Here is a 9,445-nt window from a genome sequence, read left to right as displayed (position 1 = left end):
GCATTGCCGATGGGGCTGGTGCCCAGTCGAATCACGCCGCTGCCATCGACCGTGACTTGGCTGAGGGCCTTGTTGGTGCTGAGGTCGATCAAGCTGCGATCCGTGCTTTGACCCGGGGCACTGAGGACGGCATAGCTCAGACCTGAGCCATCGAGCAGCGTGGTGCTGTTGGCGTTGCCAGCCCAGCTCACGTAGGTCGGGGGAATGATCCCACCCCCGCCCGTGCTGCCACCACAGTTGTGCGACCAGCCTTGGGCCGAGACGTTCAGGATCATGTTCAGCGAGGCGGGGCTGTTGCAGCGCAGGATCAGCACGCTGCCGATCACGGCCGGCACGGAGACCAACGAGCCAAACACCGTGTTGTTGGCGTCGCTGATGCTGCCGTTGTTGATGTCGATGTGCAGGCCGCTCAGGATGGTGCTGCCGTTGTTGCTCCGGTCCACCACCGCCAAGTCGCTGCTGCGGACCATCAAGGTGCGCCCGGCCCCGTCGAGCAAGGTCGAGCCGTTGGCGTTGCCCGTCCAGTTCACATAGCTCGGTGTGGTCGTACCCCCGGTGCCTCCACCTGTGCCACCTGTGCTGGTGGTGCAGTTATGCGACCAGCTCTGCGGGGTGATGGTGAGCGTCATGTCTTGGTTGGCTGGGGTGTTGCAGCGCAGCACCACCACCGTGCTGCCGTTGGCTCCTGGCACACCCTTGACCGTGCCGATCACGCCGGTGCTGTCCGAGATGGATGCCGTGTTCGGGTCCACGCTCAGGCCACCAATCACCGCGCCGCTGCTCAGATCAATCACCGTGTGGTTCGTGGCATCGACCGCAAAGGTGTGCGGTGTGGGTTGCGCGCCGTCAAGGAGGGTCGAGCCGTTGGCGTTGTTGTTCCAGACCACATAGCGTGGGTTGGTGCCGATGGTGTTGTCTTGCGGTGCAGCGTTGCCGCCGCAGCCGCTGAGGCCCAAGGTACTCATCAGGCTGAATAGGCCAACAAGGAGATAGGTCTTCGTGAACTTCATGATGTTTTCCCATCAGGATGGGTGCGCAAAAAATCCCACAGGGCACGCGCTGCGGGTTTGGGGTGACGGGTGAGTTCTGGGCGTTCGCGGTAAAGGCGCACTTCCATGCTGACTTCAAAAGCGCGTTCATGCGCGCCCCGCCTTGGGCCGGCAGGCACCAGCCGGTGAGCGCTCAGCTCTTTGCGCACCGAACTCGACGGCAAAAAAGCCACGCCGTGCCCTTCGAGCGCCATGGCTTTGAGGCCTTCAGCCATGTCGGTTTCGTAGATTGGGTCGAGGTAAATCTGCTCACCGGCTTGCTTGAGCAACAGATCGACCAGCCGGCCCAAATACGCCCCTGAGGAATAGCCCAGAAACGGCACTCGGTCGTGGGCCGAGCCGGGCAGGGCAAAGAGCGGCAAACCCTCGCCATCAGCCTTGGCATAAGGGGCCAGCGTTTCGGTGCCGAGGCTGAGCATCTCGTAGCGCTCCGGGTTGATTTGCAGCGGCAGCGAGGCGTGGTGATAGGCCAAGAGCAGATCGCAGCTGCCTTCGGTGAGCTGCATCACTGCGTCATGGACGTTCAAGCCCACCAGCCGGCTTTTGAACGCGCCGAAGCGCTGGCGCAGATCCATCACCCAGTGCGGGAAGAAGGTGAAAGCCAGCGAGTGCGGCACGGCGAACTCGATCATGTCCTGCGCCGAAACCTGATGGCCGCGCATCAGGTTGCGCGCCGCTTGCAGGCTGCCCAGAATCTCCAGCGCCTGCGGCAACAGCGTCTTGCCCGCCGGGGTGAGCCGCGTCGGGTAGGACGAGCGATCCACCAGATCCGCGCCCGCCCACGCTTCCAAAGCCTGGATGCGGCGCGAAAAGGCCGGCTGCGTCACATGGCGCAGCTGGGCCGAGCGCGAAAAGCTGCGCGTCTCCGCCAAGCTGACGAAATCCTCAAGCCAGCGCGTTTCCATGGGGCAAGGTGTCCTCAATCGGCTGGAAGTCGGGGCCGCTCATGGGTTCGTAGGTATCACGGAACTGTCCCGATAACTCAACCAAGACACGTTGCTGGTAGGGGACAGGTGGGCGGTTGATTTTGCAGACGTGCGCTGTGATTTCTGTCGGTGCGGCATGGCAGGCCCGTACCAGATCGTCCACCAGATAGCGTGGTGCCCAACCCATCACCATGAGGTCGTCACTGCTCTGTAATTGAACGGCCATGCTGGCAACCGGGTTGTTGATCTCGAGGGCCACTCGCAAGGCTTCACCTTGGCGTAGTCGTTGTAAACGCTCCTGAGCCATCGGGTTGGCATGACGCCAGCCATGCAGGAAAAAACGGCTATGAAAGTGGCCTTTACCATCGGTTTGAATGGGTGGGAACACTTGGAGGTGATCGGTCTGGCGCATGCCTTCGCTGAGGGCTAGAACCTCCATGGGATCGGCATCTTCAGGTGTCATGGCCATCCGTTCAAGGAACGCCGGGTAATCGCTCCGCCGAGGATTCAGTAGACGGTTTTGAAACAGGGGAAACAGCTCATCGTCTTCGTAAACGCAGTCGATGTTGGGGAAGGCCATCAGCGGTGCGAAACCAGATTCTTTCTGGGCTCGACGTGCGCCCTGCGTGTACGTGAAACGATAAATACGTCGGTCTTGGGCGGCTTCAAGCCGACCGATGGGATACCAAGCCCGCGAGGGCTGCCCGCTGTTGGGGTGCTGCTGCGCGGCCTGCCAAGCGAGGAAAAGCGTTTTCATGTTGGAGCCGATGTCAGTCTGTCGAGTGTGTGGCCGAGCAACGCTTGCGCGAAGCGCCTCGATTCGGGGGCAATGACTTGATCGGGAATCCTATCCACGACAACCATCAGGGCCTTTTTGTCAAGGCCAGCCAACTTGTCACGCCACGGGGCGAAGTATGCAGGCCAGCGCGTCATGGCGGCTATCGCGAGTTCTAGGGGATTGGCTCCCTTTTTGTCCATTTTGTTTTGATATATCCCCCCTTCACCGCGTTCTGCATACCAAGCAACACGCCCGTTTTTAACCGTGCTGGGTTGGGCTAACCACTGGCCCAGACGGGAAGGCGGTTCGTTACGTGCCAGACAAGATGCGTGGTCAAAGCTGGGAGCCATGCACTGGTGAATGCCATCAGCCATGCTGGTGCGGCGGAGCACGGCCCAGTTCTCGTGATGCCTGTCCGTGTTGAGGATGAGCGCGTCCAAGACCAAGTAGCCTGCAAAGGCCACGAGCGCATCGTGACGAGCACGCTCCTCGGTGAAGACTGCATGGATGCCACGGATCACATTGGACAGAGTGTGATCAGACTGCTGGTGTTGTTTATCTCGGTCATAGCCGGTGACACAACCGGCAAGAATATCGTTGCCATGGACCAACTCCGTATCGTCCTTGGCCAGTGCGTCAAAGCGGCGACTGATGGCACCCCAAGCGCCGTCGAGTCGGGCTAATTCGACCTGCGCATGCGGCACACCCAATAGGGCGGCCGCTTCTGCGCCAACTTTTTCGGCCCAGTGCTCCCCGGTGATTTGTCCTGCGCTTTCGCGGGAATACTTGAACAGCCATGGCTCGGTGTCCCCTGGCACATCGACCCAGCATTTGCTCTTGCTTCCCATCTGTTCATCGCTGCGGAGCCAAGTGACTTCAATTTCAACAATCGCGAAATCTTCAAGATGCTCAAGCCAGCGCGTTTCCATGGGGCAAGGTGGTCGGCGTAGGGGCGGTGAATGGGGTGGATGCTGCGGCGGCTGGGTCGCTGGGGTGACTGCTGCCGCTGTTTTGCAAGCGCCACATCTTGGCGTAGCGGCCGTCTTGCAGCAGCAGGGCTGCGTGCGCACCGCGCTCGATGATGCGGCCGTTTTCCATCACCAAGATCTCGTGAGCGTTGACCACGGTCGAGAGCCGGTGGGCGATCACCAAGGCGGTTTTGCCTTGGGCCGCGCTGGCCAGCTCAGTTTGGATGGCGCGTTCGTTGGCCGAGTCGAGCGCGGAGGTCGCCTCGTCAAAGATCAGGATCGGCGGGTTTTTCAGCAAGGTGCGGGCGATGGCCACGCGCTGCTTTTCACCGCCCGAGAGCTTGAGCCCGCGCTCGCCCACCATCGTGTCGTAGCCCTTGGGCTGAGCGAGGATGAAGTCGTGGATGTGCGCGGCCCGGGCCGCAGCTTCGATGTCGGCGCGCGTGGCATCAGCGCGGCCATAGCCGATGTTGTAGCCCACCGTGTCGTTGAAGAGCACGGTGTCTTGGGGGACGATGCCGATGGCGCGGCGCAGGCTGTCTTGGGTGACGCTGCGGATGTCTTGGCCGTCGATGGTGATGCGGCCCGCCCGGGCGGCATCTTCAGCGCTTTGGCTGCTGCGGCCCACGTCGTAGAAGCGGTACAGCAGCCGCGCCAGCGTGCTCTTGCCCGAACCCGAGGCCCCAACCACCGCCACGGTCTTGCCGCCGGGAATCTCAAAATCGACGCCGTGCAAAATCTCGCGCCCCTGCTTGGGGTCGGGGTCGTAGCCAAAGCGCACGTTCTCAAAGCGCACCGTGCCTTGGCTGATCTGCAACGCCGGGGCACCGGGCAGGTCAGCGATTTCGCGGTCACGTTCCAGCAGGCTGAACATGCGGTCGAGGTCGGTCAGGCTTTGTTTGACCTCGCGGTAGAGCACGCCCAAGAAGTTGAGCGGGATGTAGAGCTGGATCAGCAGCGCGTTGATCATCACCAAGTCGCCCAAGGTGACGCGGTGATCGACCACGCCTTGGGTGGCGCGCCAGAGCATGGCGATCAAGCTGGTGGCGATCACCAACTGCTGGCCGGCATTGAGCAGCGAGAGGCTTTCTTGCGACTGGATCGAGGCCTTGCGGTAGGCGTCGAGCCCTTCGTCGTAGCGCTTGGCTTCAAAGCGCTCGTTGTTGAAGTACTTGACGGTCTCGTAGTTGAGCAGCGCGTCGATGGCGCGCGAATGGGCTTTCGAGTCCAGCTCGTTCATGCGTCGGCGGAACTGGGTGCGCCACTCGGTGACCGTGATGGTGTAGACGCCGTAGGCCAGCAGCGCGGCCAAGGTGATCCAGACGTAGCCAGCGTCAAAGCGGGTGCCGAGCAAGGTGAGCACCAGCCCCAGCTCAATCAAGGTCGGGATGATGGTGAAGATCGAATACGACACCAGCGATTGCAGCGCTTTGGTGCCGCGCTCAATGTCGCGGCTCATGCCGCCGGTTTGCCGGTCGAGGTGAAAGCGCAGGCTCAGGGCGTGCAGGTGGTTGAAGGTCGAAAGCGCCAGCTCACGCGCTGCGCCGTGGGTGGCTTTGGCAAAGATCCACTCACGCAGTTCGGTAAACACCGTGGTCGCCAGTCGCAGCCCGGCGTAGCCCAGCAGCAAGCTGATGGGCACCACCAAGACAGCGCGTGGGTCGCTGATCGGGATGGCGAGTTCATCGACCAAGTGCTTGAGCAGCAGCGGCACGCTCACATTGGCCAGCTTGGCACCGACCAAAAACAGCAGCGCCGCCGCCATGCGCCAGCGGTAGGGCCAGAAGTAGGGCACCAGCTTGCGCAGGGTCTGTATGTCGCTGCGGGGCAGGGCACCGGCCGACATCGGCGGCGCATCGGAGACGGGGTGAAGGCGCATCGTGAAAGAATCCAAAAAAACTTCTGCACATCATGAACGATCAGCCTGCAACTTCCATCGCACCGCCCATCGCACCCCGTTTAGGCGGTGATCCCATCGGCCTGCCCACCGACATGAATCTGGTGCTGCGCGTCATGCCCATGCCGGCGGACGCCAACCCCAACGGCGACATTTTTGGCGGCTGGATCATGGCCCAAGTCGATCTGGCTGGCGCTGTGCTGCCCATGCGCTTGGCTCGGGGCCGCATCGCCACCGTGGCTGTCAACCAGTTCATCTTCAAGCAGCCGGTCTCGGTGGGCGACTTGCTCAGCCTCTACGCCCGCGTCGAGCGCATCGGCAAAACCTCCATCACCGTGCGGGTCGAAGTCTGGGCCGAACGCAACTTGCCCAGCCCCCACGTCGTCAAAGTCACCGAAGCCAACCTCACCTACGTCGCCATCGACAGCCAAGGCAACCCCCGGGTGTTTCCGAGGGATTGATCTCACTGCACCTTCGCTGGATTTCGTGGTGTTGTTGAGGGGGGTGTGGATGGTGTTGGCTGCGTCAGGCCACCGGACCCAATGTTGGCCCCTGCGGGGGCGTGGCTCATCAGGGCGATCATGCCGATGAAGAGCACGCCGTCGAGGCCCAGTGTGATGGGGGTGAGCAGCCAGCGAACAGTGGTTTCTCGGGATGTCAGGGCGGTGCGAACCGTCACTTGCGCGTTGTGCGCGAAGAAGCCTTGGCCTTTGGGGGCTGTGATGCCGTTGGCGATGTAGACGCCGCCGCCCAGCATGCCGTAGTGCCCACGCGTCTCACCTGATCCATCGGTGGACGGGGTGGCCAAGCGGTAGCCGCAACGGATGGCTTGTTTCTCATCGACGTTGATCATCCCCAACTCCAGCGTTGGACGCGGCTCGGAAGCGGGCTGGCGACGCCACGCAGCGATCTCTGGGGTGGTTTCGAAGAGGTAGTGATGCTGATCGCTCAGCACCGCCAGCGTGGCTCCGTCCTCCGACAACAGCACGCTTTGGATCTGTTCCGTGGAGACGCTCGGCTCAAACAAGGCCGCCGTCAGGCAGCCCGACAGCAGCGAGCCGCTCGTCAAAGCCGCCCCACCCATCAAGCCATAGCGCATCAGTTGTCGGCGGTTGGGGGTCATGGTGTTTCCTTGGATGGGTGGCCCGTTCGTTCTACACCGTTATATCTCTACCGTTCATGCTGAGCCACCCCCACCCGTTCGGGCTGAGCTTGTCGAAGCCAGCGTGTGGCACAACACGGCCCTTCGACCGAGCTCAGGGCGAACGGGGGATGGGTCGGGCGAGGCCAGGGGTGAGGGCTCGTGTCAGGGGTTCACACCCCCGCCGCCTGCTCGTCCGCGTGGTAGCTGGAGCGCACCAGCGCGCCGACGGTGGCTTTGCTGAAGCCCATGGCTTTGGCTTCGGCCTCGAACATCTTGAAGGTGTCGGGATGCACGTAGCGGCGCACGGGCAGGTGGTGGCCGCTGGGGGCGAGGTATTGGCCGATGGTGAGCATGTCGATGCCGTGGGCGCGCATGTCGCGCATCACGTCCAAGATCTCTGCGTCGGTTTCGCCCAAGCCAACCATCAAGCCGCTCTTGGTCGGCACGTTGGGGTGCAGGGCCTTGAATTTTTTGAGCAGGTTCAGGCTGAAGGCGTAGTCGGAGCCGGGCCGGGCTTCCTTGTACAGACGCGGGGCGGTTTCCAGGTTGTGGTTCATCACATCGGGCGGCGCGGCCTTGAGGATCTCCAGCGCGCGCTCGTCGCGGCCCCGGAAGTCGGGCACCAAGATCTCGATGCGGGTCTGGGGCGAGAGCTCACGAATCTTCTGGATGCAGGCCACGAAATGCCCGGCACCGCCGTCGCGCAGATCGTCGCGGTCCACGCTGGTGATGACGACGTATTTGAGCTTCAGCGCCGCGATGGTTTTGGCGAGGTTTTCGGGCTCGTTCACGTCCAGCGGGTCTGGCCGGCCGTGGCCGACGTCGCAGAACGGGCAGCGCCGGGTGCATTTGTCGCCCATGATCATGAAGGTCGCCGTGCCGCTGCCAAAGCATTCGCCGATGTTTGGGCAGGAGGCTTCTTCGCAGACGCTGTGCAGCTTGTGCTCGCGCAAGATTTGCTTGATCTCATAAAAGCGCGTGCTGGGCGAGCCGGCCTTGACGCGGATCCAGTCGGGCTTTTTGAGCGTTTCATGGGGCTCGGCCGGCACGATCTTGATGGGGATGCGTGCGGTCTTGGCCTCGGCCTTTTGCTTGACGCTGGGGTCGTAGGGGGTGTGTTCAGTGCTCATGGGGTTCAAGGGTTGGATGTCTTGGCTCAAGGGCGAAGCAGGGCGCAGAGGCGTTGGCCGAGGCGTTGGGCGGCCTCGTCCCACGTGGTGTTGACACCCAGGCTGGCCAAGTCGAGGGTGGGCAGGCCGGCGTAGCCGCAAGGGTTGATGCCTTGGTAGGGGGCTAAGTCCATGGCGACGTTCAGCGCTAAACCGTGATAGGTGCAGTGGTTGCTGACTTTGACGCCCAAGGCGGCGATCTTGCCCATCCCAGAGAGCGGGTCCGTCGGATCGTGTGCATCCTTGATGCGCACATAGATCCCCGGCGCACCCCGCACGCGCTGCCCGGCCAGCCCATAGCTGTCGAGCACTTGGATGGCGGCTTGTTCTAGGCGAAAGACATATTCCTTGACGTAGATGCCCAGGCGCTTCAGGTCGATCAGTGGGTAGGCCACCACTTGGCCGGGCCCGTGGTACGTCACTTGGCCGCCGCGATTGGTTTGAAGCATGGGGATGCCAGCGTTGATCAGCACATGCTCGGGCTTGCCCGCCACCCCTTGGGTGTAGACCGGCTCGTGCTCGCAGAGCCAAATCTGATCGGGTGTACCGGGCGTGCCGGGCTGGCGGGTTTCGGTGAAACGCCGCATCGCCTCGATGCAGGGTTCGATGGGGGTGCGGCCCAGCACCCGAAGGTCGATGGCGGGAATCGAAGAAGACATGGGCGTGATTGTCGGCTTAGATGGTTGGTTTAAGCGCGGTGTGTTCGCCGCGCTTGCCAAGCCCGCCAAGCGCGTACCCCCAGCAAGCCGCCCAAGATCGCACCATAAATCAGCACCTCGCCCCAGCGATGCTTGCTGGCGCGCACCCAGAAAAAATGCAGCATCGCCAGCGGCGCGATCAGGTAGATCACTTGATGTAGCCTGCGCCAGCGCGCTGCGCCCAATGCTTTGATCGCGCGGTTGAAGGAGGTCGCAGCCAGCGGCAGCAGCAGCAGCAAGCAGGCAAAGCCCACCAGCGCGAATGGGCGCTTGCTCAGATCTCGGCTGATGGCGTCGAGCTCAAAACCCATGTCGAGCCAGGCGTAGGCCAAGCCGTGCAGCACGGCGTAGAAGAAGGTGTAGAGCCCCAACATGCGCCGCAGCCGCGCCCACTCCGCCCGCCCCGTCCACCAGCGCAGTGGTGTGATGAGCAACACCACGCACAAGAACCGCAAGGTCCACAACCCCGTGGCCCGCAACAGCGCCTCCGCCGGATTGGCCCCCAACTGGTTGAGCGCCGCCGCACTGAACAGCCAGATCAACGGCCCAAGGGCGAGGACAGCGATCAGCGGTTTGGTGGCGGGGTGAAGGAGGGGATGGCGGGGTGTCATGGTGGCGTGGTTGCGCAGGGCTGACCCGGCCTCAAAAACTGCCCTTCAAATCCATTCCCGCATACATCTGCCCGACTTGGGCTTCGTAGCCGTTGAACATCAGGGTGGTGCGTTTGCGGCTGAAGAGGCCGTCTTCGCCGATGCGGCGTTCGGTGGCTTGGCTCCAGCGGGGGTGATCGACGTTGGGGTTGACGTTGGAATAGAA

General features: G+C 62.6%; 10 protein-coding genes and 1 pseudogene. 1 reads left to right on the top strand and 10 read right to left on the bottom strand.

From position 1 onward, the window contains the following. The 5 genes from AC3VI7_RS10965 to AC3VI7_RS10945 all read right to left on the bottom strand — a co-directional run. The coding region (locus AC3VI7_RS10965) for a hypothetical protein (protein ID WP_489671519.1) at positions 1–1,010 on the bottom strand (1,010 nt) is incomplete at its 3' end. Further along, entirely contained in the window at positions 1,007–1,954 is a 948-nt protein-coding gene (locus AC3VI7_RS10960; RefSeq protein ID WP_489668032.1) for a LysR substrate-binding domain-containing protein, read from the bottom strand. The genes AC3VI7_RS10960 and AC3VI7_RS10965, both read right to left, overlap by 4 nt. Then, the gene (locus AC3VI7_RS10955) at positions 1,935–2,732 is read right to left on the bottom strand and encodes a hypothetical protein (protein WP_489668031.1); all 798 of its coding nucleotides are present in this window, start codon (positions 2,730–2,732) and stop codon (positions 1,935–1,937) included. The genes AC3VI7_RS10960 and AC3VI7_RS10955 overlap by 20 nt, the downstream gene beginning before the upstream one ends. After that, positions 2,729–3,682: a HipA domain-containing protein gene (locus AC3VI7_RS10950; RefSeq protein WP_489668030.1), complete on the bottom strand. Its 954-nt coding sequence runs from the start codon at positions 3,680–3,682 to the stop codon at positions 2,729–2,731. Before AC3VI7_RS10950 ends, AC3VI7_RS10955 begins: the two co-directional genes overlap by 4 nt. Next, positions 3,663–5,600, bottom strand: a complete 1,938-nt coding sequence (locus AC3VI7_RS10945) for an ABCB family ABC transporter ATP-binding protein/permease (RefSeq protein ID WP_489668029.1) — start codon at positions 5,598–5,600, stop codon at positions 3,663–3,665. The genes AC3VI7_RS10950 and AC3VI7_RS10945 overlap by 20 nt, the downstream gene beginning before the upstream one ends. Before the next feature lie 32 nt (positions 5,601–5,632). Here AC3VI7_RS10945 and AC3VI7_RS10940 point away from each other — a divergent pair, with 32 nt between their 5' ends. Then, entirely contained in the window at positions 5,633–6,079 is a 447-nt protein-coding gene (locus AC3VI7_RS10940) for an acyl-CoA thioesterase (RefSeq protein ID WP_489668028.1), read from the top strand. Between the two features lie 2 nt (positions 6,080–6,081). On the opposite strand, the gene AC3VI7_RS10935 is transcribed toward AC3VI7_RS10940, so the two are convergent. From AC3VI7_RS10935 to AC3VI7_RS10915, 5 genes and pseudogenes are all read right to left on the bottom strand, one after another. Continuing rightward, entirely contained in the window at positions 6,082–6,741 is a 660-nt protein-coding gene (locus tag AC3VI7_RS10935; protein ID WP_489668027.1) for a hypothetical protein, read from the bottom strand. A gap of 191 nt (positions 6,742–6,932) precedes the next feature. Continuing rightward, entirely contained in the window at positions 6,933–7,892 is a 960-nt protein-coding gene (gene lipA / locus AC3VI7_RS10930; protein ID WP_489668026.1) for a lipoyl synthase, read from the bottom strand. Positions 7,893–7,918: 26 nt separating this feature from the next. Then, a complete protein-coding gene (lipB, locus tag AC3VI7_RS10925; RefSeq protein WP_489668025.1) occupies positions 7,919–8,590 on the bottom strand; it encodes a lipoyl(octanoyl) transferase LipB in 672 nt (223 codons plus the stop codon). Between the two features lie 29 nt (positions 8,591–8,619). After that, positions 8,620–9,240 (bottom strand): protein-methionine-sulfoxide reductase heme-binding subunit MsrQ, encoded by a 621-nt coding sequence (gene msrQ / locus AC3VI7_RS10920; RefSeq protein ID WP_489668024.1) that lies wholly within the window; start codon positions 9,238–9,240, stop codon positions 8,620–8,622. A gap of 31 nt (positions 9,241–9,271) precedes the next feature. Then, positions 9,272–9,445, bottom strand: a pseudogene (locus AC3VI7_RS10915) (protein-methionine-sulfoxide reductase catalytic subunit MsrP); the annotation flags it as partial.

This window comes from Leptothrix toolikensis (SeqCode) (genome assembly GCF_057922285.1).
Note: the sequence above shows the minus strand (reverse complement) of the source record. Positions and strands in the feature narration are given on the sequence as shown.